This is a genomic window from Streptomyces lincolnensis (genome assembly GCF_001685355.1).
GTDB lineage: Bacteria > Actinomycetota > Actinomycetes > Streptomycetales > Streptomycetaceae > Streptomyces > Streptomyces lincolnensis.
Genome location: NZ_CP016438.1, coordinates 4526691 through 4550364, shown reverse-complemented (window position 1 = coordinate 4550364; position 23674 = coordinate 4526691). Strand labels below are relative to the sequence as shown.

Annotated in this window: 24 protein-coding genes; 13 read left to right on the top strand and 11 right to left on the bottom strand. The window is 69.1% G+C overall.

Features of this window, described 5'->3' with window-relative positions; translation table 11 throughout:
• Positions 1 to 48: 48 nt before the first annotated feature.
• Together SLINC_RS20130 and SLINC_RS20125 are read right to left on the bottom strand one after the other, a co-directional pair.
• The gene (locus tag SLINC_RS20130) at positions 49 to 372 is read right to left on the bottom strand and encodes a hypothetical protein (protein ID WP_067434880.1); all 324 of its coding nucleotides are present in this window, start codon (positions 370 to 372) and stop codon (positions 49 to 51) included.
• Positions 373 to 420: 48 nt separating this feature from the next.
• On the bottom strand, positions 421 to 810 hold the full coding sequence (locus SLINC_RS20125) for a hypothetical protein (RefSeq protein WP_067434877.1): 390 nt from the start codon (positions 808 to 810) through the stop codon (positions 421 to 423).
• 199 nt (positions 811 to 1009) lie between these two features.
• On the opposite strand from SLINC_RS20125, the gene SLINC_RS20120 reads away from it, so the two are divergent.
• A complete protein-coding gene (locus SLINC_RS20120) occupies positions 1010 to 1789 on the top strand; it encodes a calcium-binding protein (protein ID WP_067434874.1) in 780 nt (259 codons plus the stop codon).
• Between the two features lie 135 nt (positions 1790 to 1924).
• Positions 1925 to 2803: a hypothetical protein gene (locus SLINC_RS20115; RefSeq protein ID WP_067434871.1), complete on the top strand. Its 879-nt coding sequence runs from the start codon at positions 1925 to 1927 to the stop codon at positions 2801 to 2803.
• A gap of 76 nt (positions 2804 to 2879) precedes the next feature.
• Here the strand turns inward: SLINC_RS20115 and SLINC_RS20110 are convergent, their stop codons facing one another.
• A complete protein-coding gene (locus SLINC_RS20110) occupies positions 2880 to 5273 on the bottom strand; it encodes an HAD-IC family P-type ATPase (RefSeq protein WP_067434868.1) in 2394 nt (797 codons plus the stop codon).
• Positions 5274 to 5384: 111 nt separating this feature from the next.
• Positions 5385 to 5669: a DUF2530 domain-containing protein gene (locus tag SLINC_RS20105; protein WP_067434865.1), complete on the bottom strand. Its 285-nt coding sequence runs from the start codon at positions 5667 to 5669 to the stop codon at positions 5385 to 5387.
• 112 nt (positions 5670 to 5781) lie between these two features.
• Here SLINC_RS20105 and SLINC_RS20100 point away from each other — a divergent pair, with 112 nt between their 5' ends.
• Complete coding sequence (locus SLINC_RS20100) at positions 5782 to 7179, top strand: NCS2 family permease (protein ID WP_067434862.1); 1398 nt, start codon at positions 5782 to 5784, stop codon at positions 7177 to 7179.
• Positions 7180 to 7208: 29 nt separating this feature from the next.
• On the opposite strand, the gene SLINC_RS20095 is transcribed toward SLINC_RS20100, so the two are convergent.
• Positions 7209 to 7391, bottom strand: coding sequence for a ribbon-helix-helix protein, CopG family (locus SLINC_RS20095; protein ID WP_067434859.1), 183 nt, complete (start codon positions 7389 to 7391; stop codon positions 7209 to 7211).
• A gap of 151 nt (positions 7392 to 7542) precedes the next feature.
• Between SLINC_RS20095 and SLINC_RS20090 the strand changes: the two genes are divergently transcribed.
• Together SLINC_RS20090 and SLINC_RS20085 are read left to right on the top strand one after the other, a co-directional pair.
• Positions 7543 to 7980 (top strand): MarR family winged helix-turn-helix transcriptional regulator, encoded by a 438-nt coding sequence (locus SLINC_RS20090; protein ID WP_067434856.1) that lies wholly within the window; start codon positions 7543 to 7545, stop codon positions 7978 to 7980.
• 24 nt (positions 7981 to 8004) lie between these two features.
• A complete protein-coding gene (locus tag SLINC_RS20085) occupies positions 8005 to 9354 on the top strand; it encodes an MFS transporter (RefSeq protein ID WP_107406641.1) in 1350 nt (449 codons plus the stop codon).
• Between the two features lie 45 nt (positions 9355 to 9399).
• Here SLINC_RS20085 and SLINC_RS20080 read toward each other — a convergent pair whose 3' ends face one another.
• A complete protein-coding gene (locus SLINC_RS20080) occupies positions 9400 to 9912 on the bottom strand; it encodes a GNAT family N-acetyltransferase (protein WP_067434850.1) in 513 nt (170 codons plus the stop codon).
• Between the two features lie 26 nt (positions 9913 to 9938).
• Here SLINC_RS20080 and thpR point away from each other — a divergent pair, with 26 nt between their 5' ends.
• Positions 9939 to 10511 carry an RNA 2',3'-cyclic phosphodiesterase gene (thpR, locus tag SLINC_RS20075; protein ID WP_067434847.1) on the top strand — a complete coding sequence of 191 codons (573 nt, stop codon included), beginning with the start codon at positions 9939 to 9941 and terminating at the stop codon, positions 10509 to 10511.
• A gap of 150 nt (positions 10512 to 10661) precedes the next feature.
• Here the strand turns inward: thpR and SLINC_RS20070 are convergent, their stop codons facing one another.
• On the bottom strand, positions 10662 to 11654 hold the full coding sequence (locus SLINC_RS20070) for an aldo/keto reductase (protein WP_067434844.1): 993 nt from the start codon (positions 11652 to 11654) through the stop codon (positions 10662 to 10664).
• Between the two features lie 128 nt (positions 11655 to 11782).
• On the opposite strand from SLINC_RS20070, the gene SLINC_RS20065 reads away from it, so the two are divergent.
• Complete coding sequence (locus SLINC_RS20065; RefSeq protein ID WP_067434841.1) at positions 11783 to 12712, top strand: nuclear transport factor 2 family protein; 930 nt, start codon at positions 11783 to 11785, stop codon at positions 12710 to 12712.
• Positions 12713 to 12730: 18 nt separating this feature from the next.
• On the opposite strand, the gene SLINC_RS20060 is transcribed toward SLINC_RS20065, so the two are convergent.
• Entirely contained in the window at positions 12731 to 13318 is a 588-nt protein-coding gene (locus tag SLINC_RS20060) for a Uma2 family endonuclease (protein ID WP_067434838.1), read from the bottom strand.
• A gap of 90 nt (positions 13319 to 13408) precedes the next feature.
• On the opposite strand from SLINC_RS20060, the gene SLINC_RS20055 reads away from it, so the two are divergent.
• Entirely contained in the window at positions 13409 to 14158 is a 750-nt protein-coding gene (locus tag SLINC_RS20055; protein WP_067434834.1) for an aminoglycoside adenylyltransferase family protein, read from the top strand.
• Here SLINC_RS20055 and SLINC_RS20050 read toward each other — a convergent pair.
• Positions 14146 to 14820: an SGNH/GDSL hydrolase family protein gene (locus SLINC_RS20050; protein WP_067434831.1), complete on the bottom strand. Its 675-nt coding sequence runs from the start codon at positions 14818 to 14820 to the stop codon at positions 14146 to 14148. The two genes, SLINC_RS20055 and SLINC_RS20050, sit on opposite strands and share 13 nt — an antisense overlap.
• Positions 14821 to 15392: 572 nt before the next feature.
• Here SLINC_RS20050 and SLINC_RS20045 point away from each other — a divergent pair.
• A complete protein-coding gene (locus SLINC_RS20045; RefSeq protein WP_067434828.1) occupies positions 15393 to 16364 on the top strand; it encodes a WD40 repeat domain-containing protein in 972 nt (323 codons plus the stop codon).
• On the opposite strand, the gene SLINC_RS20040 is transcribed toward SLINC_RS20045, so the two are convergent.
• The gene (locus tag SLINC_RS20040; protein WP_067434825.1) at positions 16347 to 17153 is read right to left on the bottom strand and encodes a TetR/AcrR family transcriptional regulator; all 807 of its coding nucleotides are present in this window, start codon (positions 17151 to 17153) and stop codon (positions 16347 to 16349) included. The genes SLINC_RS20045 and SLINC_RS20040 overlap by 18 nt on opposite strands.
• A gap of 89 nt (positions 17154 to 17242) precedes the next feature.
• On the opposite strand from SLINC_RS20040, the gene SLINC_RS20035 reads away from it, so the two are divergent.
• The 4 genes from SLINC_RS20035 to SLINC_RS20020 all read left to right on the top strand — a co-directional run bounded on the left by SLINC_RS20035 (position 17243) and on the right by SLINC_RS20020 (position 22423).
• Positions 17243 to 18214 carry an ATP-binding cassette domain-containing protein gene (locus tag SLINC_RS20035; RefSeq protein ID WP_067434822.1) on the top strand — a complete coding sequence of 324 codons (972 nt, stop codon included), beginning with the start codon at positions 17243 to 17245 and terminating at the stop codon, positions 18212 to 18214.
• Positions 18211 to 19032 (top strand): ABC transporter permease, encoded by an 822-nt coding sequence (locus tag SLINC_RS20030; protein WP_067434819.1) that lies wholly within the window; start codon positions 18211 to 18213, stop codon positions 19030 to 19032. Before SLINC_RS20035 ends, SLINC_RS20030 begins: the two co-directional genes overlap by 4 nt.
• A 125-nt stretch (positions 19033 to 19157) precedes the next feature.
• Positions 19158 to 20669 carry a cellulase family glycosylhydrolase gene (locus SLINC_RS20025; protein WP_067434816.1) on the top strand — a complete coding sequence of 504 codons (1512 nt, stop codon included), beginning with the start codon at positions 19158 to 19160 and terminating at the stop codon, positions 20667 to 20669.
• Between the two features lie 179 nt (positions 20670 to 20848).
• Complete coding sequence (locus tag SLINC_RS20020; RefSeq protein ID WP_067434813.1) at positions 20849 to 22423, top strand: alpha/beta hydrolase; 1575 nt, start codon at positions 20849 to 20851, stop codon at positions 22421 to 22423.
• Between the two features lie 81 nt (positions 22424 to 22504).
• Here SLINC_RS20020 and serC read toward each other — a convergent pair whose 3' ends face one another.
• The gene (gene serC / locus SLINC_RS20015) at positions 22505 to 23623 is read right to left on the bottom strand and encodes a phosphoserine transaminase (RefSeq protein ID WP_067434810.1); all 1119 of its coding nucleotides are present in this window, start codon (positions 23621 to 23623) and stop codon (positions 22505 to 22507) included.
• Between the last annotated feature and the right edge of the window lie 51 nt (positions 23624 to 23674).

Here is a 23674-nt window from a genome sequence, read left to right as displayed (position 1 = left end):
ACGCCTGCCGCACCGGAGCTTCCCGGCGGGGCAGGCGCTACGTGCCGCCTAGCGGGCCTCCCGCTCATCCAGGAAGTCGAGCAGGAGAGCGAACAAGTGATCCACGGCAGGTTGTTGCTGGTCTTCGGTCAGGGACGACCAGTGCCTGATGCCTGAATCCGGGAACACCTCCTCAAGGACGAGGGCCCGCCAGCCGAGACTCGTCTCCTTGCCCTTGCGTGCTATGAGCCACTCGGTGAAGCCCTGCAACAATGCGCCCGAACGACCAAGGTCGTATCCATCAAGGAATGTGACCGTGGGGTAGTAGAAACCGTTGAGACCGAACATGCCGGGCCTGTCGCGGACCCGCTCGATCAGTTCCCTCTCGTTCATAGGCTCCCTCCGCGGCCCACCCGTCAGGCGTGGCCCCGTTGCGTCCGGCTATCCCTCGATGTGCGCCGACATCGCCTCGTACCGCGTGTACATCCGGCCCAGTTCTCGCGGGCTGTTCCGCACGTCCAGGAACTCCAGGACGAGTGAGAACAGGTGGTCCACGGCCTGTTGGTGCTGCTCCGGAGTCAGGTGCTCCGGGGACCTCCAGGTGTAGAGGCTCATGTCGGGGAACAGGTCCAGGAGGACGAGCTTGTGCCAGTAGAAGCTGTTGAGCTCGCCCCGGCGGACGACGAGCCACTCGGTGAAGCCGTGCAGGGTCCCGTTCGACCGGCCGACGTCGATCCCGGTGAGGAACATGGCCGTTGGGTAGTAGGTGCCGTCCAGGCCGTACCCCTGCGGGTGGTCGCGGATCGCCTCGATGAGTTTCTTTTCGTTCACTCGGCTCCCGGCCCCCGCCCATCGAAGGATCTTGAAACTTCTCGCACAAATTTCTCACGAACCGTACAACCATTCCCTTCCGTCGCGGATCTGATCACGTGAGTCAACAGACTCCTAGATCACTTGGGCCCCTGTGAGACCACGAGCCGTGTGGACCGAACGGTGTCGGGGCCCCTTTTCTCCACCGGGGGAAGAACACATGCGTATGCGTGCCACCCTTGGCGTCGTGACCGGCGCTCTGGCCCTGTCCGCTCTCGCCGTCCCGGCGGCCCAGGCGGACGAGGTCCATGGGGACACGAAGATCTCCAACGTCGTGGTGAACGGGGGCAAGCCGGTCGTCGTCGGCGCCACCGGTTCGAAGACGTTCTCGGTCTCCTTCACGGTGACGGACAACTCCGGCGTCGACTGGGCGCAGGCGATCCTGTACCACGGTGCCAACATCGACGACGCCGACAGCGGCGCCGTCGCCAACAGCAGCGACGGCCGCTCGTCCTGCGCCAAGGTCAACGCCACGACCGCGACCTGCAAGTCGAGCTACACCGTCGAGGCGGGCTACGAGCTCATCAACAAGGTCGCCGGCTCCTGGAAGGTGTGGGCGATCGCCGCGGGCAACGACGCCGACTACGTCCAGAAGGACAACGCCAAGACCTTCCAGGTCCAGCGTCTGTCGAAGCTGACGGTCAACGCCGCGCCGGAGCCGGTGAAGAAGGGCAAGACCATCACCGTCACCGGCAAGCTGTCCCGCGCCAACTGGGAGACCGGCAAGTACGCGGGCTACGCGAGCCAGCCGGTGAAGCTCCAGTTCCGCAAGAAGAACGCCAGCACCTACACCACGGTCAAGACCATCAAGACCAACTCCACGGGCAACCTGAGCACCACCGTCAAGGCCTCCGTGGACGGCTACTTCCGCTACTCCTTCGCGGGCACCTCGACCACCCCGGCGGCCAACGCCGCGGGTGACTTCGTCGACGTGAAGTAAGCAACCGGGGTACCGCTCCGGTACCTCACGACCGCCCGGCCACGGCACACTCCGCGGCCGGGCGGTCCCCTCTCCGTCCCGGGCCCACCGGGTCACGCTCCCCGGCTCACCGGGGCATTCCCTTTCGAGGAACACATGCGCATTCGTGCCACCGTGGCCGCCGTCTCCGGCGCCCTGGCCCTTTCCGCTCTCGCCGTCCCGGCCGCGCAGGCCGACGGTTCCTCCTCCTACCGCGCGGACGCCGCGAAGGCCTTCGCGCAGGCGACCTCGCACGCGTCGGCCAAGTCCACGTTCAGCGCCGCGGCCGTGCCGGCCGACCTGGACGTCAGCTTCTCGAACCTGAAGATCGCCAAGACGGTCAGGGTCGGGACGACCCAGCACGTCTCCACCACGGTCACCTACAAGCTGACCCACGGTGCCGACGTCGACATCACCTCCGCGGACTTCGCCAACGGCCCCTTCATCTACAAGGGTTCGCTCGACAGCCCGGAGAACGTGCTGTTCGGCGACAAGGAGGCCACCTGCACGGCCACTTCGGCCACCACGGCCAACTGCAAGGGCCTGATCGACGTCTACCCGGACTACGACGAGCTGCTCAACTCCGACGCGGGCACCTGGTCCGCCGGCGGGCTGGCCCTCGACTACGCCACCGAGGGCGAGACGGTCCAGGGCGGTCTCGGCAAGACCCTGGTCCAGCGGGTCTCCCGGCTGACGGTCAACGCCGCGCCGGAGCCGGTGAAGAAGGGCAAGACCATCACGGTCACCGGCAAGCTGTCCCGCGCCAACTGGGAGACCCACAAGTACGCGGGGTACACCAACCAGCCGGTGAAGCTCCAGTTCCGCAAGAAGAACGCCAGCACCTACACCACGGTCAAGACCATCAAGACCAACTCCACGGGCAACCTGAAGACGACCGTGAAGGCCTCCGTGGACGGCTTCTTCCGGTACTCCTTCGCGGGCACCTCGACCACCCCGGCCGTCAACGCCACGGGTGACTTCGTCGACGTGAAGTAACCCACCGCGCAGCGGTCCGCAGCGCCGGCTCCCGAGTTCCGGGGGCCGGCGTTTCGGCTGCGGGCCAAGCCGCGGGCTACGCCGGGAACCGGCGGTCGACCAACTTCCAGGAGAGCTCCAGGACGGCCGCCGCCGCCACCGCGATGCCCACGGCGATCCACGGCATCGTCACCCCGACCAGCTTCAGCGCGAAGAACTCCTGGAGCCAGGGCACGACGAGGACCAGCAGGAAGCCCAGGCCCATCGTCGCCACCAGCGCGATCCGCCACCAGGTGTACGGCCGCGCGATGATCGCCAGCACCCACATGGAGATCAGGAACAGCGTCAGCGTGGCCGCGCTGGTCTCGGCGTCCAGGGCGCCCGCACCCGTGTAGTGGTGACGGGCGATCAGGTACGTCGCGAAGGTCGCGACCGCGGCGATGACCCCGCCCGGGATCGAGTACCGCATGACCCGCCGCACGAAGTGCGGTTTCGCGCGTTCCTTGTTGGGCGCGAGCGCGAGGAAGAAGGCCGGAACGCCGATCGTCAGGGTGGAGAGCAGGGTCAGGTGGCGGGGCAGGAAGGGGTATTCGACCTGCCAGCACACCACGAGGATGGCCAGCAGGACCGAGTAGACGGTCTTCACCAGGAAGAGCGTGGCCACCCGGGTGATGTTGCCGATGACCCGGCGGCCCTCGGCGACGACGGACGGCAGCGTCGCGAAGCTGTTGTTGAGCAGCACGATCTGCGCGACCGCCCGGGTGGCCTCGGAGCCGGATCCCATCGCGACCCCGATGTCGGCGTCCTTGAGCGCGAGGACGTCGTTGACGCCGTCGCCGGTCATCGCGACGGTGTGCCCGTGGGACTGCAACGCCCCCACCATGTCCCGCTTCTGCTGCGGGGTGACCCGCCCGAAGACCGTGCCCTCGTCGAGCGCGGTGGCCATCCGGTCCCGGTCGGCGGGGAGCCGGCGCGCGTCGATCGTGGTGCCGGTCAGCCCGAGCTTGGAGGCCACCGCCCCGACGGACACCGCGTTGTCACCGGAGATGACCTTGGCGCGGACGTCCTGCTCGGCGAAGTAGCGCAGGGTGTCGGCCGCGTCCGGCCGCAGCCGCTGTTCCAGTACGACGAGCGCGGCGGGCTCGGCGCCCACGGCCACCTCGGGATCGCCGAGGTCACGGTCGACGCGGGCCAGCAGCAGCACCCTGAGGCCCTGCTCGTTGAGCCGCTCGGTCTCGGCGAGGGCGGGGTCGTCGGCGTCGAGGAGGACGTCCGGGGCGCCGAGCAGCCACGTACCGGACTCGCCGTTGCCCTCGCTGAAGGAGGCGCCGCTGTACTTGCGGGCGGAGGAGAAGGGCAGGGACTCGGTGCAGCGCCAGTCCTCGGCGTCCGGGTAGGCGTCGATGATGGCCTTCAGGGAGGCGTTCGGCCGGGGGTCGGACTCGCCCAGGGCGCCCAGCACCTTGCGTACGTACGCCTCGTCGGTGCCCTGCAACGGCCTGAGCTCCGTGACGTCCATGCCGCCCTCGGTGAGCGTGCCCGTCTTGTCGAGGCAGACCGTGTCGACGCGGGCGAGACCCTCGATGGCCGGGAGTTCCTGGACCAGGCACTGTTTCCGGCCAAGCCGGATGACGCCGATGGCGAAGGCGACGGAGGTCAGGAGCACCAGCCCCTCGGGGACCATCGGCACGATGCCGCCGACCGTGCGGGCGATGGAGTCCTTGAGGTCGTTGTCCTTGACGACCAGCTGGCTGATGATCAGGCCGATCGCCGTCGGGACCATCATCCAGGTGACGTACTTGAGGATGGTGGAGATGCCGGAGCGCAGCTCGGAGTGGACCAGCGTGAAGCGGGAGGCCTCCTCGGCGAGCTGGGCGGCGTAGGCCTCGCGGCCGACCTTGGTGGCCGTGAAGGCGCCGCCGCCGGCGACGACGAAGCTGCCGGACATGACCTGGTCGCCGGGCTGCTTGACGACGGGGTCGGCCTCGCCGGTGAGCAGGGACTCGTCGATCTCCAGCCCGTCGGCCTCGACGACCACCCCGTCCACCACGGCCTTGTCGCCGGGGCCGATCTCGATGAGGTCGTCCAGCACGATCCCGGAGGTGCTGACCTCGACCGCGACACCGTCCCGCCGCACGGTGGGCCGGGCCTCCCCGATGACGGCGAGGGAGTCCAGGGTCTTCTTCGCCCGCCACTCCTGGATGATGCCGATGCCGGTGTTGGCGAGGATCACGAAGCCGAACAGGCTGTCCTGGATCGGCGCGACGCCCAGCATGATCACCCAGAGCACGCCGATGATCGCGTTGAACCGGGTGAAGACGTTCGCGCGGACGATCTCGACCATGGACCGGCTGGAGCGCACCGGCACGTCGTTGACCTGCCCGCGCGCCACCCGCTGTGCGACCTCGGCGGTGCTCAGCCCGGCGGGGGCGGCGTGGACCGGGGCGGGGTGCACAGGGTCGAGTTCGGCGCCCGCGTCGATGTGCGTCATGCAGTCGACGGTACGTGCGGATCTACGGCTTCACCCGGTGAGTCGGCGGAAGTTCCGACCTGGGGAGGAGAGCGGACCGGCCGCGTGATGCTCAGGTACTACGGGAGCCGGTCACTCCGCGGCGGGGGCGGGTGCCTGCTCGGCCGCGGCCGCCCGCTTGATCGCGGCTTCCCTCTTACGGACGTACCAGATGCCGATCAGTCCGAGCCCGGCGCCGGCCAGGCAGGTCCACACCCACCACGTGGTGCCGCGGTCCTCGAACCAGCCGTAGAAGGGGAGCTGCACCAGGAAGAGGACGAACCAGAGGATCGTGCCGCCGACGACGGTCGGGACGACGGGCCCCTCCAGGGGCTCCGGTGCCTCGTGCTTGATGGGTCCCGAAGAGAACACGGCCATGGGGACAGCTTACGAGGCGATCAGGTCTACGCGCGGAGATAGCGCCTTGGGCTTTATATGTTCATACTGAAACGGTTTTGCGTTTGTCCACTTCTGCTCGTAGGAACATCCAATGGCCACCGGCATGCTCGACCGCTACTTCAAGATCTCCGAGCGGGGCAGCACACTGCCGCGGGAGATCCGTGGCGGCTTCGCCACCTTCTTCGCGATGGCCTACATCATCGTGCTGAACCCGATCATCCTCGGCAGCGCGAAGGACATGTACGGGCACCAGCTCGACAACGGGCAGCTCGTCACGGCGACCGCCGTGACCGCGGCGTTCACCACGCTCCTCATGGGTGTCGTCGGCAACGTGCCGATCGCGCTCGCGGCCGGACTGGGCGTGAACTCGGTCGTCGCGCTCCAGCTCGCGCCCCGGATGTCCTGGCCGGACGCCATGGGCATGGTCGTCCTGGCCGGTTTCATCGTGATGCTGCTGGTCGCCACCGGCCTGCGCGAGCGCGTGATGAACGCGGTGCCCTACGGGCTGCGCAAGGCGATCTCCATCGGTATCGGCCTGTTCATCATGCTGATCGGCCTCGTCGACTCCGGCTTCGTCTCCCGGATCCCCGACGTGGCCCAGACCACCGTCCCGCTCCAGCTCGGCGGCGACGGTCATCTCAACGGCTGGCCCGTCCTCGTCTTCGTCCTGGGCGCCCTGCTGACCCTCGCCCTCATCGTCCGCAAGGTCTCCGGCGCGATCCTGATCTCGATCGTCACGATGACGGTCCTCGCGGTGGTCATCAACGCGGTCGCCACCGTGCCGAGCTGGGGCCTGACCACCCCCAAGTGGCCCGGCAACCCCGTCGCCAGTCCGGACTTCGGCCTGCTCGGCGAGGTCAGTCTGTTCGGCGGCTTCGACAAGGTCGGTGTCCTGACCGGCGTCCTGTTCGTCTTCACCGTGCTGCTGTCGTGCTTCTTCGACGCGATGGGCACGATCATGGGCGTCAGCGACGAGGCCAGGCTGACCGACGCCCAGGGCCAGATGCCCGGCATCAACAAGGTCCTCTTCGTCGACGGCCTCGCGGTCGCCGCGGGCGGCGCCAGCTCCTCCTCGGCCACCACCGCCTTCGTGGAGTCCACGGCCGGCGTCGGCGAGGGCGCCCGTACCGGCTTCGCCAACGTCGTCACGGGCGGTCTGTTCACCGTGGCGCTGTTCCTCACCCCGATCGCCACGATGGTGCCCTCCCAGGCGGCCACCCCGGCCCTGCTCGCGGTCGGCTTCCTGATCCTGGCGGGCTCGGTCCGGGAGATCGACTGGGCCGACCACACCATCGCCGTCCCGGCCTTCGTGACGATGGTGATGATGCCGTTCACCTACTCGATCACCAACGGCATCGGCATGGGCTTCATCACCTTCGTGGTGCTGCGCCTGGCGGCCGGCCGGGGACGGGAGGTCCCGGTGGCGATGTACGTGGTGGCGGCCGTGTTCGGGTTCTACTACCTGATGCCGGCGCTGGGCCTGACCTGAGGTACCGGCCCGACCTGAGGCACCGGGGGTCACCCGACCCCGTAGAACCTCTCCGTCTCGTCGACGGCGGTCTGGAACCGCTCGTCGAAGTCGTCGCGAATGAGCGTTCGGACCACATAGTCCTGGACGCTCATTCCCCTTTTCGCCGCATGGTCCCGGAGCCGCTCTAGCAGCTCCCCGTCTATCCGCAGGCTGAGCACGCTGGTCCCCATGACACGAGGGTCGCGGGATGCGGGGGCCGACGTTCACTTTCCGCTGCCGACTCACCCGTACGGGTGACGATCGGGTTTCGGTGGCCGGTGTCACGGGAATCTCCGTGCGCCCCCAGCTTGTTTAGCGAGAGTAATGAGTTATGCTAAAGAGATGTCGGATCTAACCCATGGCGACGACGCTGCCGCCGTGAACTCCCTTCGCTCCGCCGTGATGCGGTTGTCCCGTCGACTCAAGCACCAGCGGGTCGACGAGTCGCTGAGCCCCACCGAGATGTCGGTGCTCGGCACCCTTTCCCTGTGCGGCCAGGCCACCCCGGGTGAACTCGCCCGCAAGGAGCACGTCCAGCCGCCGTCGATGACCCGCATCGTCGCGCTCCTGGAGGCCAAGGGACTGGTCCGCCTGGATCCGCACCCCGAGGACCGGCGCCAGAAGGTCGTCACGAAGACCGAGCAGGCCGAGGCCATGCTCGCGGAGAGCCGCGCCAAGCGGAACGCCTTCCTGGCCACCCTGGTCGACGGCCTCGACGAGGACGAGTGGGCGAAACTCCGCGCCGCCGCCCCCGTGCTGGAGAAACTCGCACACCTGTAAGAAGTGAAAGAGGAGGCGAACCTTTTGAGTTCGGGACCCGGAGCAGATTCCGCCCCCGCGCCTACCGCCCACGACTCCCCGCCCACCCCCGAGCGCTCGTCCATGTTCAGCTCGCTGAAGGTCAGGAACTACCGCCTGTTCTTCCTCGGGCAGGTCGTCTCCAACACCGGCACCTGGATGCAGCGCATCGCCCAGGACTGGCTGGTGCTCAGCCTCACCGGCTCCTCCACCGCCGTCGGTGTCACCACCGCCCTCCAGTTCCTGCCGATGCTGCTCTTCGGCCTCTACGGCGGTGTCCTCGTCGACCGTCTGCGCAAGCGGCCCGCCCTGCTCGTCACGCAGTCCGCGATGGGCCTCACCGCGATCGGCCTCGCCGTCCTCACCCTCTCCGGCCACGTCCAGGTCTGGCACGTCTACGTCGCCGCCTTCGCCGTGGGCCTGGCGACCGTCGTCGACAACCCGGCCCGCCAGTCCTTCGTCTCCGAACTGGTCGGCCCGGACCAGCTCCAGAACGCGGTCAGCCTGAACTCCGCGAACTTCCAGTCGGCCCGGCTGGTCGGCCCCGCCGTGGCCGGCCTGATGATCACCGGTGTCGGCACCGGATGGGCGTTCCTCGCCAACGGACTGTCCTTCGTCGCGCCCCTGGCCGGCCTGCTGCTGATGCGCCCGCGTGACCTGCACGCCGTCGAGCGGGCACCGCGCGGCAAGGGCCAGCTGCGGGAGGGCCTGCACTATGTCGCCGGGCGCCCGGAGCTGATCTGGACCATCGTCCTGGCCGGTTTCGTCAGCACCTTCGGCTTCAACTTCCCCGTCTACCTGTCGGCCTTCGCCAACGATGTCTTCAAGGCGGGTGCGGGCTCCTACAGCCTCTTCAACACGCTCATGGCGGTCGGCTCCCTGGCGGGTGCGCTGCTGGCGGCCCGGCGCGGCACGGCCCGGATGCGGGTGCTGATCGCGGGCGCGGTGGCCTTCGGCACGATGGAGATAGTGGCCGCCCTCGCCCCCTCGTTGTGGCTGTTCGCCCTGCTCATGGCGCCGATAGGGATGTTCGGCATGACGGTGAACGTCACGGCGAACAGCAGCATCCAGATGACCACCGACCCGGCCATGCGCGGCCGGGTGATGGCCCTCTACATGATGGTCTTCATGGGCGGCGCACCCCTGGGCGCGCCGATCGCCGGCTGGATAACGGACGCGTACGGCGTCCGCGCGGGCCTCGCGGCGGGCGGCGTGATCTCCGCCGTGGCCGCCGTCAGCATCGCCCTGGTCCTGGCCCGCGTCGGCAATCTGCGCCTGACGTTGTGCTGGCGCCGCGGCCATCCCCAGGTGCGGTTCGTGCCGCGCGAGCAGGAGCGGCTGGCGACGGTGGCGTGACCTTCGGGCCGCTCCTGTCCTTCGGGTCCGGAGGGTGTCGTACGACTACACCCTCCGGGTCAGCAGCTGCCCCGGCCACTGCTTCTCGCCGACCGTGAAGGCCTCGGCGCGGGTGAAGCCGTTGCCCTCGTAGTAGCGGACGAGCTTGCCGTCGTCGCCCGCGTAGCAGTCCACCCGCAGCAGCGAGACGCCCGCCCGCCGGGTGACCTCGGCGGCGTGCGCGAGCAGGGCGCTGCCCGCGCCGTGGCCCTTGAAGCGGCGGTCGGAGGCCAGCCAGTGGATGTACCGCTCGGGCTCGTCCACGGGCGGCACATAGGCGGCGGGGCCGTCGGTGAGCGTCAGGGTGGCGGCCGGCACGCCGTCCGCCTCGGCGATGAACATCGTGCCGGTGTCCAGGTACCCGGCGATCGACTCGGCCACCTTCGGGTTCTGTGACATCGGCTTCTCGCCCCACTGCCCGGTCCGCCCTTGCGCGACCAGCCACTCCACGCAGCTGTCGAGCATGGCGAGGACCACGGGTATGTCCTCGGGGCCGCCGTCTCTGATGGTGATCTCCATGCCCCCATGGTGACAGGCTGACCCCCATGAGACTCTTCGCCGCCGTGCTGCCCCCGGAGGACGTCATCGCCGAACTCGCCTCCGAGGTGGCCGAGTTGAGGAAGCTGCCCGGCGCGGACGCGCTGCGCTGGACCGGCGTCCCGGGGTGGCACTACACGCTCGCCTTCTACGGCGAGGTCGACGACGACGTCGTACCGGAACTGTCGGAACGGCTCGCGCGGGCCGCCCGGCGTACCGATCCGTTTCCGCTGGCGGTGCGTGGGGGCGGGCAGTTCGGGCACGGGCGGGCGCTGTGGGCGGGGGCGGAGGGGGATCTCGCCGCGCTGCGGCTGCTGGCGGAGCGGGCGGAGGCGGCCGCGCGGAAGGCGGGGGTGGAGATGGGGGAGCACCGGCGGTACCGCGCGCATCTGACGGTGGCGCGGAGCCGGTCGGATGTCGACGTGCGGGGGTTCGTGGAGGCCCTGTCGGGGTTCGCCGGCCGTACCTGGGCCGTCGAGGAGCTGGCCCTGGTGCGGAGCAACCTGCCGACGTCGGGGGTGCCGGGGGAGCAGCCCCGGTACGAGGTGGTCGGTCGTTGGGGGCTCGGGGCGGCCGGTTAGGCTCCCTGCGTGGACCCGAAGACCCGGAACCGGATCATGGCCGGTGTGCTTGTGCTGATGTTCGTCGTGGTTGCCCTGGCGGCGGCGCTGGGGAAGTGACCGCACTCGATACAGCCCTGTGCCCCTCGGGGCACAGGGCTGTCGCCGGCGCTACCAGGCGAAAGCCTCCGGGGAGGGCCCCGTGCCCGGGAAGATGTCGTCCAGGCCCTTCAGGAGGTCCTCGGACAGTTCCAGTTCCACCGCTCGCAGGGCCGACTCCAGTTGGTCCGCGGTGCGGGGGCCGACGATGGGGCCGGTGACGCCGGGGCGGGTGAGGAGCCAGGCGAGGGCGGCTTCGCCGGGTTCGACGCCGTGCTTGTCGAGGAGGTCCTCGTAGGACTGGATCTGGGCGCGGACCGTGGGGTCGCCCAGGGAGTCCGCGGCCCGGCCGGAGGCCCGGCGGCCGCCCTCGACCTGCTTCTTGATGACACCGCCGAGCAGACCGCCGTGCAGCGGTGACCAGGGGATGACGCCCAGGCCGTACTCCTGCGCGGCCGGGATGACCTCCATCTCGGCGCGTCGCTCGGCGAGGTTGTAGAGGCACTGCTCGCTGACCAGACCGATGGTGCCGCCGCGGCGGGCGGCGATCTCGTTGGCCTGGGCGATCTTGTAGCCGGGGAAGTTGGAGGAGCCGACGTACAGGATCTTGCCCTGCTGGACCAGCACGTCGATCGCCTGCCAGATCTCCTCGAAGGGAGTGGCGCGGTCGATGTGGTGGAACTGGTAGACGTCGATGTAGTCGGTCCGGAGCCGCTTCAGGCTGGCGTCGACCGCCCGCCGGATGTTGACGGCGGAGAGCTTGTCGTGGTTGGGCCAGGCCTCGCCGTCCGCGCCCATGGTGCCGTACACCTTCGTGGCGAGCACGACCTTGTCGCGGTGGGCCGCGCTCTTGGCGAACCAGGTGCCGATGATCTCTTCCGTGCGGCCCTTGTTCTCGCCCCAGCCGTAGACGTTGGCCGTGTCGAAGAAGTTGATCCCCGCGTCCAGCGCCGCGTCCATGATGGCGTGGCTGTCCGCCTCGTCTGTCTGCGGACCGAAGTTCATGGTGCCGAGCACCAGTCGGCTGACCTTGAGTCCCGTGCGTCCGAGCTGCGTGTACTTCATGTCTGCCTAGCCAACGACGTGGAGTGCGCTCTAGGCAAGGCCGTTCTGATCTCTTGACGCTAACTGATGGTTAGTGCTTTCCTTTGGTGAGCTTCACTTGAACTTTCAATATCCAGAAAAGGAGCGTCGTGACCCCCACCACGCCCGCCCGCAAGGCCCTCGTCGCCCTCGCGGCCACCACCGCCCTGCTGGGCGCCGCAGCCCTCCCCGCCGCCGCGGCCCCCGCCCCGGTCTCCCATGGCGGTTTCGCCTACGGCGACTCCGCACGCCTCGGTTACCAGAAGGACGTCACCGTCCGCGTCCTCAAGGGCGTCTTCGAGCGCGGGGACACCAAGGTCGTCGACCGCTTCGTGCGCCCCGACTACATCCAGCACAACCCGCTCGCGCCCGACGGCGCCGAGACTCTGAAGAACCTGGGCACGGCGATCCACGCGCAGTTCCCGGACGCCGTCTACGACGTGAAGCGGGTCATCTCCGAGGGCGATCTCGTCCTCGTCCACTCGAACGTCGTGATGACGCCGGGCACGAAGGGGCAGGCCGTCTTCGACATCTTCCGCTTCCAGGGCGGGAAGATCGCCGAGCACTGGGACGTGGGACAGAACGTGCCCGAGACGACCGCCAACGGCAACGACATGTTCTCCACGGTGAGTTGGCCGCGGACCGGGCAGCCGGGTCCGGGGTGGCTGACCGCGTACAACAAGAAGCTGGTCACCAAGGCCTTCGACCAGCTGATCGTGAAGAAGGACCTGTCCGCGCTCGACCGGTACTGGGGTCCCGAGTACCACCAGCACAATCCGAACATCGCCGACGGGGTGGCGGGTGCGAAGGCCGGGCTGGGCGGCTACTTCAAGCAGTTCCCGCAGTTGGCGGTCGCGCCGAAGCGGGTCGTCGCCGAGGGGGATCTGGTCGCCGTCCACAGCCACTACGTGAACGCGCCGGGGGAGCGGGGTCAGGCGATCGTGGACCTGTTCCGGGTGCGCGGCGGGAAGATCGTGGAGCACTGGGACGTGATCCAGGACGTGCCGGCCACTTCGGCGAACGACAACACGATGTTCTAGACGGTTCCGGGGAGCGGCTCAGTCCCGGGGGAAGTCGTCGGTCTTGAGGGTGAGGCCGACGACGCTGCCGGTGAGGTCGACGTCAAGGCCGAAGTCGAGTTTCGTATCGGTGGCGTAGTCACCGTCCTTGGGGTGGGTGAAGAGGCGGCAGCGGCCTTGGTAGGGATCGACGATGAGGTAGACGGGAATTTCGGCGCGTGCGTAGGCGGTCTTCTTCGGCCCGTAGTCGTTGACCGCGGTGCGCTTGGAGATGACCTCGGCCACGAAGACGACGTCCTGGTATCGCCACAGGCCCCTCTCGTTCTTCTCGGCGTCCTTGGCGAGCAGGGTCACGTCGGTTGCGAAGCCGTTGAGGTGGCCGGGGTAGTCGATGCGTACGTCGGACTTCACGCGCTGGCGGGGGTACTTCTCCCGCAATTGGTCGTAGACGGCTGCGATGATCTCCCAGTGGGTGTCCCGCTGAGGCGTCAGGAAGATGTTCCCCCCGACGATCTCGACCTTGGTTCCCTCGGGGACGGGCATCTTCTCGAGCCACTCGAACATGACGTCCAGAGTCAGCGCGCCGCTCTCGTCGGCCATCTTGATCCTGTCGTCAAGGACGGTCATCGTGGCGCTCCTCCCCGGCACGCCCTTACGCAAGGACGGCCGCGCGGTACAACGGTACGCACGGTGACCAGGACGCGGAGGTCAGGACATATGCCAGAACCCGGTGCACGCTCCCTCCTCTCCCTCCTCCACCGCACCCTCGGCGACAACCCCCTGGGTGTCTACCTCCACGGCTCGGCGGTGCTCGGTGGACTCCGCCCGCACAGTGACGTGGATGTCCTGGTCGTCGTACGCCGGAGTCTGACCGGGGGCGAACGCCGGGAACTGCTGGAGGAGTTGCTGAAGATGTCGGGGAACGGCGCCCGGCCCGTCGAGCTGATCGTCGTCGTCCAGGACGATGTGAGGCCGTGGCGGTATCCGCCCACCTGCGACTTCCTGTACGGGGAGTGGCTGCGGGCGGGGTACGAGAGCGGGGTCGTGCCGGGGCGGGAGGTGATGCCGGATCTGGCGCCGCTGCTGACGATGGTGCTGCGGGGGGACGCGCCGCTGGACGGGCCGCCGCCCGCCGACCTGCTCGACCCCGTTCCGTCGGAGGACCTCGCCCGCGCGATCGTCGCCGGCGTGCCGCAGCTGATGGAGGAGGTGGAGACCGACACGCGCAACGTGCTGCTCACCCTCGCCCGGGTGTGGACGACCCTCGCGACCGGGGCGATCCGCTCCAAGGACGAGGCCGCCGCGTGGGCGGTCGAGCGGCTGCCTGCCCCGTACCGGCCGGTGCTGGAGCGTGCCCGGGCGGTCTATCTGGGGGAGCGGGAGGAGGGGTGGGACGATCTGCGGTCCTCTGTGCGGCCGTGTGCCGAGCACCTCGTCGCCGTCATCGGTGACGCTCAGCCCTCGTAGGGGCCGCCCAGATCCCACCCCTGGTACATCGCGTCCGCGAAGGCCGCCGCGATCTTGTGCTCGCCGCTCGCGTTGGGGTGCGTGCCGTCGTAGGTGTCGGCGTCGATGTCGTACGACGGCGGGATCGAGGCGAGCAGCAGGGGGGAGCGGGGCTCGTCCAGGTCGGCCGCGGTCTTCGCCAGGAGCTCGTTGAAGAGGGCGACCTGGTCTGCGAACGCCGGGTCCGACTGGGCGCGGACGTTCGGGATGACCGGCAGGAGGACCATCCGGACGCGGGGCTCGGCCGCGCGGGCCTCCGCCACGAAACGGCCGACGTTCTCCGCGGTCTGCTCGGCGTTCGTGTAGAAACCCAGGTCGATCAGACCGAGCGACACCAGGAGCACGTCCGCCCGGTGCGCCCGTACCGCCTCGCCGACCAGCGGGGCCATGTGCAGCCAGCCCTCGCCCCAGCCGGCCAGGTGGGCGCGGGGGAAGTCCGGGTCGGCGTACTCGTACGACGTGGGAGTGTCGGTCGCCTTGTCATGGAGCGCCGCACGCGGCCCGACGACCGCGAAGGGGGCGCCGTGGGTGTCCCGCAGGTGCTGCCACATCCGATAACGCCATGTGTGTTCGCCTGCGCTCCCGATCGTCATGGAGTCCCCGACGGGCATGAACCTGAGCATCCGCTCATCATGGACGATCACGGGGAGGGACGGGGTGTGAGCCCGACCACGGGCACGGGATGCCTCGCGGCGCGCTGTGCGGCTTCGGTGGGGGTTTCTGTAGCGCCCACGGTTGTGTGGTGGGTCGGGGCCGGGGCGGGGGGTCTCCGTCCTCGGTCCGGCGGTGCTGTGTCTTCCAGCTGTGCTGCGTGTTGGACGCCGGACGCTGCGGGCGGACACCCCCCGCCCCGTCCCCTTACCGCCGTGGGCGGCCAGGGCGCCAACAGCCGGGGGCACCTCATGCCCGACGGCGACTTCCGCTTTTCAGGGGCGCGGGGAACTGCGCGACCAGCCACAACAAACCCGCACCCGCCATACGACCGAACAAGGCACCCCAAACGGCGAGACCTGCACGTCTGCCCCACGGCAACCCCACCCACCTAAGGGGCGCGGGGAACTGCGCGACCAGCCCCCACCCAGCCGCACCCGCCATACGACCGAACAAGGCACCCCAGACGGCGAAACCCGCACAGCCCAACCCACGGCACCGCACCCACCCGCCGAACCCCCGGAGGGGATGGCAGGCTTGGGGCATGCGTCGCCTCCTTGTGTTTCTCGCCGCGGGTCTCCTCACCGGTGTTCTCGCCGCGCCCGCGGCCGCCGCCGACGGCGATGAGGGGTTCACCATCAAGGACCCGCGGATCACCGAGTCGAGCGGTCTCGCGGCCTCGCGGCAGCACCCCGGGATCTACTGGACGCACAACGACCAGGACACCGGCGCCTACCTCTACGCCGTGGACAGCGGCACCGGTGAGACCGTCGCGAGGATCACGCTGACCGGCGTCGGCACTCCGCGGGACGTCGAGGCCGTCGCCATGGGTCCGGACAACCAGCTCTATGTCGGTGACATCGGCGACAACGACGGCGTGGCCTGGCCCTACGTGTGGATCTACAAGCTGCCCGAGCCCAAGGAACTCAGGGACCAGACCGTCCGGGCCACGCAGTACGTCGTGAAGTACTCCGACGGCTCCCGCGACGCCGAGTCGCTCGCCGTCCACCCCAAGACCGGGCGGGTGTACATCATCGACAAGCAGGAGGACGGCGGGCATCTCTACGAGGGGCCCGCGAAGCTCTCCTCGTCCGGCACGAACCTCTACAAGCCGGTCGCCCCCGTCGACCTGTGGGCCACCGACGCCGCGTTCTCGCCCGACGGCCAACAGCTCGCCGTACGGGGGTACTTCGGCGGCATCTGGTACGACTGGAACGGCGGGGACCTCAAGCGCGGGGGCCGGATCAGCGTGCCCATCGGGCAGGGCGAGTCCCTCAGCTACTCAGCCGACGGCAGCAGGATCCTGCTCGGTATGGAGGGGGCCGACAGCGAGGTGGAGGCGCAGGACGCGCCGGGGGACGGCGGGGGCGAGTCCCCTTCCGGGGGCGGTGGTTCGGCGGATTCCTCCGGTGACGGATCCTCCGGCTCCGGCGGCAGCGTCAAGGTCGGCGCACTCGCCGTGGCCGCGCTCTTCCTGGGCTTCTTCGGCCTCCGGCGCCTACGCCGTCGTAGCTGACCCGCCACCTGACGCCTCGCCGCCGCGCCGCGCGACGAACGCCTCCAACCCGTCCAGGATTCGCTGGAGTCCGAACTCGAAGTGGTCGAATTCGGTGGTGAAGCTGTCCTCGGAGAGCGCGGCCAGCAGGGGATAGCGGCCCGAGGTCATGACCTTCTCCAGCACCGGCGCCTGCGCCTCCCAGAACTCCGTGTCGGTCAGTCCCGTGTGCCGTTCCGCCTCCTGGGCGTACAGCTGGGTGCGGGCCGCGCCGACGACGTAGCCGTCGACCATGATGATCGCCGAGATCAGCTCGGGGTCGGACAGTCCCATCGGCTTGATCCGGCTGAGCACCTTCTCCATGCCGTCGAGCGCGCTCGGTCCGAGCATCGGCCGGGACTGGTTGACCCTGAGCAGCCAGGGGTGGCGGCGGTAGAGGGCGAGGGTCTCGCGGCCCATGGCCTGCAGCGCGCAGCGCCAGCCGCCGTCGTCGTCGGGACCGAGGTCGGCCCGGTCCTCGGCGGGCCTCTGGACGCGGTCCAGCATCAGGTCGAGCAGCTCGCCCTTGCCGGGGACGTAGCGGTACAGCGACATGGTGCCGGTGCCGAGTTCGGTCGCGACCCGGCGCATGGACACCGCCTCCAGCCCCTCGCTGTCCGCGATCCGGACAGCCGCTTCCACGATCCGGTCCACGGTGAGCCCCGGCTTGGGGCCGCGACTGGGCCGTCGGCCGGTGTCCCACAGCAGTTCGAGGGTGCGCGCGATATCGCCGCTGCCGCTGGTCTCCGTACCGTCCCTGCCGCTCGTCATGTCCTTCAGCTTAAGTCCCCGCGCAAAAACTGGGTACAACGTACGCGCAATCGGGTACGGTGTACTCAGTTGTCCGAGAAGGGGGAACCATGAACGACGGATACGCGGTACGGGCCGAGGGGCTGGAGAAGCGCTACGGCGAGAAGCGCGCCCTCGACGGCTTCGACCTCGCCGTCCGCGAGGGCACTGTGCACGGCCTGCTCGGGCCGAACGGGGCAGGCAAGACCACCGCCGTACGCATCCTGTCCACGCTGCTCCGGCTGGACGCCGGAGGGGCGACCGTGGCCGGCCTGGACGTGGTCCGGCAGCCGCGCGAGGTGCGCGCCCGGATCGGCCTCACTGGCCAGTACGCGGCGGTGGACGAGGTGCTCACCGGCCGCCAGAACCTGGAGATGTTCGGGCGGCTCTTCCATCTGGGCGGCCGGCGGGCCAGGGCGAGGGCCACCGAACTCCTGGAACAGTTCGACCTGACCGACGCCGCCGGCAAGGGCGTGGGCAAGTACAGCGGCGGCATGCGGCGCCGGCTCGACCTCGCCGCCTCGATGATCCTCGCGCCCGCCGTCCTGTTCCTCGACGAGCCGACCACGGGCCTCGACCCGCGTAGCCGCGGCGAAGTCTGGGACTCCGTACGGGCGTTGGTGGCGGGCGGCACGACTGTCCTGCTGACCACGCAGTATCTGGAGGAGGCCGACAAGCTGGCCTCGCACATCACCGTCATCGACCAGGGCCGGGCCATCGCCGACGACACCCCGGACGGGCTGAAGACGCTGGTCGGCGGCGACCGTATCGAGGTCGTGGTCGCCGAACCCGCCGACATCCCCCGGGTGGTGAAGGTCGTCGCCCGGGTCTCGGACGGCGAACCCGAGTCCGACGAGACCGAGTCGCGGGTGCACGCCCCGGTCACCGACCGGGTGTCCGCCCTGACCGAGGTGGCGCGGACCCTCCAGGACGAGGGCGTGAAGGTCGAGGACATCGGGTTGCGCAGGCCGAGCCTCGACGACGTCTTCCTGCGCCTGACCGGACACCGCACGGAGCAGACCGGCAAGGAGGCCGCCGCATGACCGCCGTCGACCTGAGCACACCGAGCGAACACGGGCGCGTCTACTGGGTGCTCGCCGACGTATGGAACGTCGTCCGCCGCGGACTGACCCACTACCAGCGGCAACCCGTCAACATCGCCTGGCAGTTGGGCTTCCCGATCCTCTCCGTCCTGCTCTACGGCTATGTCTTCGGCAGCGCGATGAAGGTGCCCGGCGGCGGGGACTACAAGGACTTCCTGATGCCGGGCATGTTCGTGATGACCATGGCGTTCGGCTTCATCAACACCGCCACGCTCGTCGTCTACGACTCCACCAAGGGCGTCATCGACCGGTTCCGCTCCATGCCGATGGCCTCGTCCGCGGTGGTCGCCGGGCGCGGGATCACCGATCTGCTCGCCGCCTGCGCCGAGTTGGCCATCATGATGCTGACGGCGGTCGCGATGGGCTGGCGCCCGGACGGCGGACTCGGCTTCTTCGCCGCGTTCGGGCTGCTGCTGTGGCTCCGGTTCGCGCTGATCTGGATCGGCGTGTGGCTGGGCCTGATGGTGCCCAACCCGGAGGCGGCGGGCGGGCTGTTCGCGGTCGCGTTCCCCCTCACCATGATCTCCAGCATCTTCGTCGCCCCCCAGCTGATGCCCGACTGGCTCGGCACGGTGGCCGCCTGGAACCCGATCTCCTCCACGGCCGCGGCCAGCCGCGACCTCTTCGGCACCCCGGTCGGCGGCGGCGACTCCTGGGTCGAGCAGCACGCGCTCCTGATGGCCGGCCTGTGGCCCGTGGTGCTGACGCTGATCTTCCTGCCGCTGGCGGTACGGAGGTTCCAGAAGCTCAGCCGGTAACGCCTCGCGTACCAGGTGACGCCCGATGTCTTGACGTGTTCATGTGACCTGACTTCCATGGGGGGTGCGGGTGGTGGGAGCGCTCCCATCCCTTCCGGGCCCGCACCCCGAGAGGAAGCAGCGACATGTTCCGCAGCTTGCGAAGAGCGCTGTGCGCGGTGGCGGCCGCGCTCCTGATACCGCTGGGGGCCGGTGCGCAGACGGCCCGAGCCGCCGAGGACGCGGCGGGCGCCGGCTACTGGCACACCAGCGGCCGCCAGATCCTGGACGCGGCCGGGCAGCCCGTCCGTATCGCCGGGATCAACTGGTTCGGCTTCGAGACCAGTAACAACGTCGTCCACGGCCTGTGGGCCCGGGACTACAAATCCATGATCGACCAGATGAAGTCGCTGGGCTACAACACCATCCGCATGCCCTTCAGTGACGACATCCTCAAGAACGGCGCGATGCCCAACAGCATCGACTTCTCCGCCGGCAAGAACGCCGACCTCCAGGGGCTCACCTCCCTCCAGGTCATGGACAGGATCGTGGGGTACGCCGGTCAGGCCGGCCTGAAGATCGTCCTCGACCGGCACCGCCCGGACGCCGCGGGTCAGTCGGCGCTCTGGTACACGGCGGCGGTCCCGGAATCGACGTGGATCGCCAACCTCAAGTCCCTGGCGGCCCGGTACCAGGGCAACTCCACGGTCGTCGGCATCGACCTGCACAACGAGCCGCACGATCCGGCCTGTTGGGGCTGCGGGGACGCCGCCAGGGACTGGCGGCTCGCCGCCCAGCGGGCCGGCAACGCCGTCCTGTCCGTCAACCCCGAGCTGCTGATCATGGTCGAGGGAGTGCAGTCGTACAACGGCGTCTCCGGCTGGTGGGGCGGCAACCTCATGGGGGTCGCGGACCACCCGGTGCACCTCGACGTGCCGAACCGGCTCGTCTACTCCGCCCACGACTACGCCACGTCCGTCGCCCAGCAGAGCTGGTTCAGCGATCCGTCCTTCCCCGCCAACATGCCGGGGATCTGGGACCGGTACTGGGGCTACATCTTCAAGCAGAACATCGCGCCCGTCTGGGTCGGCGAGTTCGGCACGACCCTCCAGTCGGCGGTGGACCAGAAGTGGCTGGCCGCGCTGGTGGACTATCTGCGGCCGACCTCGACGTACGGTTCCGACTCCTTCCACTGGACCTTCTGGTCCTGGAACCCCAACTCCGGTGACACGGGCGGGATCCTGAAGGACGACTGGCAGAGCGTGGACACGGTGAAGGACGGCTATCTGGCGAGCGTCAAGGCGCCGGGCTTTCCGGGCGGTCCGGGCGGGGGCGACCCGGGTGGGCCCGGTGGGTCCGCCGCCTGCACCGCCGCGTACTCCGTCAGCAGCGACTGGGGCGGCGGCTTCAACGCCGAGGTGAAGGTGACCAATGCGGGCACGACCGCGCTCAAGTCCTGGAAGGTGACGTGGACGTGGCCGGGCGCTCAGAAGGTCACGTCGATGTGGAACGCGGCGCACACCCAGAGCGGCGCGACCGTCACGGCGACGAACGCCTCGCACAACGGGGCGGTCCCGGCGGGCGGTTCGGCGAGCTTCGGGTTCGGGGGCGCGCCGGGTGGCGGGGGTGTGCCGAGTGTGAGCTGTACGGCCACGTGATCGCGGTGTGAAAGGTGTGCTGTGACAGGGGTGTTCGGTGTGGACCGAGTGCCCCTGGATCACATCTGTCTCAAATCTTTCCTCACAACGGTTCTCATGTAGGCGCTTCTTCGACAGGATTCCAACAGGATCTTGCAAGTTCGGTCCTGACCTCACCCCCCACGTTCTGAGAGAACTCCATGAGAAGAAGCGCAGCAGTGCTGTGCGGCGCGACCGTCGTGCTGGCCGGCTCACTCACCGCCGTTCCCGCCGAGGCCACCGCCGCGCAGTCCGGGGCCGGCGCCCAGACGGCGAAGGTCACGTGGACCAAGTGCGCCACGGACGACTACCCGACGCTGGAATGCGGCTCGGTGAAGGTGCCGCTCGACTACGCGAAGCCGCAGGGGCGGAAGATCACCCTGGCGGTGTCCCGCGTCCGGCACACCGGCACCAAGTCCCAGGGCCCGCTGCTGCTCAACCCCGGTGGCCCCGGCGGCAGCGGACTGGACATGGCCGGCTGGGTCTCCGCCGCGATGCCCAAGGAGGTCGCGGCCCAGTACGACTTCATAGGCTTCGACCCGCGCGGAGTCGGCAAGAGCCAGCCCGCGCTGAACTGCGAGCCGAACCAGTTCAAGCCGGTGCGCCCCGACTCGGTGCCGAGCACGGCCGCCATCGAGAAGGCCAACCTCGCGCGCGCCAAGTCCTTCGCCGACGCCTGCGGCAAGAAGTACGGCGACGTACTGCCGTACATCAACACGATCAACGCCGCCAAGGACCTGGACTCGATCCGCAAGGCCCTCGGCGTCCAGAAGATCAACTACTTCGGCTACTCGTACGGCACCTACCTGGGCTCGGTCTACGCCAAGCTCTTCCCGCAGCGGGTGCGCCGCCTGGTCCTGGACTCGATCGTCGACCCGACCGGTGTCTGGTACGAGGACAACCTCGCCCAGGACTACGCCTTCGAGAAGCGCCACAAGGCGTTCATGGCGTGGCTGGCCAAGTACGACAGCACGTACAAGCTCGGCACCGACCCGGCGAAGATCGAGGCCAAGTGGTACGCCGTGCGCGCCGAGCTGGCCAAGAAGCCGGCGGGCGGCAAGGTGGGCGCCTCGGAGTTCGAGGACACCTTCCTGCCGGGCGGCTACAACAACGCCTACTGGCCGCACCTCGCCCAGGCGTTCGCGTCCTACGTGAACGACAAGGACTCCGCACCGCTGGTCAAGGCGTACGAGAACTACGGGTCCTCCGACGCCAAGGACGCCAACGGCTACAGCATCTACACCGCGGTGCAGTGCAGCGACGCCTCCTGGCCGCGTGACTGGAAGCAGTGGCGCAAGGACAACTGGGCGGTGCACGAGAAGGCGCCGTTCTTCGCCTGGAACAACGCCTGGTACAACGCCCCGTGCGCGTTCTGGCCCACGAAGTCCCACAAGCCGGTGAACGTCGCCAACTCCAAGCTGCCGCCCACGCTGCTCTTCCAGGCGACCGACGACGCGGCCACCCCGTACCAGGGCGGCGTCACCGCCCACCGCCTCCTCAAGCGCTCCAGCCTCGTCGTCGAACAGGGCGGCGGCAACCACGGCATCACCCTGAGCGGCAACGCCTGCCTCGACAAGTACCTGGCCGCCTACCTCCTCGACGGCACCCTGCCCCACGGCACCGGCGTCGCCGACGCCACCTGCCAGAAGTCCCCCGACCCGAAGCCGCTGGGCCCGGTGAGCTCCGCGACGACCACCGTGACCACGCTGCTGGGGGATCTCGGCCTGCGCGGCTGAGCCTCGGCAACGAAGGTCGACAACGATGAGGGGCGCCCGGCGAAGCTTCGCCGGGCGCCCCTCATCGTCGTACCGAAGCGGTCAGAGCTTCTCGATGACGTAGTCGACGCACTTCGTCAGGGCCTCGACGTCGGCCGGGGCGATCGCCGGGAACATGGCGACGCGGAGCTGGTTGCGGCCGAGCTTGCGGTAGGGCTCGGTGTCGACGATGCCGTTGGCGCGCAGGACCTTGGCCACGGCGGTGGCGTCGATCTCGTCGGAGAAGTCGATGGTGCCGATGACCTGGGAGCGCTTGGCGGGGTCGGTGACGAAGGGGGTCGCGTACTTGGACTCGTCCGCCCAGCCGTAGAGGCGGGTCGAGGAGTCCTTGGTGCGGCCCGTGGACCAGGCGAGGCCGCCCTGGCCGTTGATCCACTCCAGCTGCTCGTTCAGGAGGAAGAGCGTGGCGAGGGCCGGGGTGTTGTACGTCTGGTTCTTGCGGGAGTTGTCGATCGCCGTCGGGAGGGAGAAGAACTCCGGGACGTGGCGGCCGCTCGCGTGGATCCGCTCGGCGCGCTCGATCGCGGCCGGGGAGAACACGCCGATCCACAGGCCGCCGTCGGAGGCGAAGGACTTCTGGGGGGCGAAGTAGTAGACGTCCGTCTCGGAGACGTCGACCGGGAGGCCGCCCGCGCCCGACGTGGCGTCCACGAGGACCAGCGCGCCCTCGTCGGCGCCGGCCACGCGCTTGATGGGCGCCGCGACGCCGGTGGAGGTCTCGTTGTGCGTGAACGCGTAGACGTCGACACCCGCCTCGGCCCGCGGGTCCGGGTGTGTGCCCGGGTCGGAGGCGATGACAGTGGGCTCGGCGAGCCAGGGGGCGAGCTTGGCGGCCTTCGCGAACTTCGAGCTGAACTCACCGAAGTTCAGGTGCTGCGACTTGTTCTCGATCAGGCCGTGGGTCGCGACGTCCCAGAACGCGGTGGAACCGCCGTTGCCGAGGATCACCTCGTAGCCCTCGGGGAGCTGGAACAGCTCACTGATGCCCTCCCGTACCTTGCCGACCAGGTTCTTGACCGGGGCCTGGCGGTGGGAGGTACCGAGGAGGGAAGTACCGGTCGCGGCGAGGGCGTCGAGCGCCTCCACCTGCACCTTGGAGGGACCCGCACCGAATCGACCGTCGGCGGGCTTGATGTCAGCGGGAATCTGGATGTCGGCCACGGAGTGAGGTTAGCCCGTGGAGGAAATCTGGGCGAAACCTCGTCCGTCGGG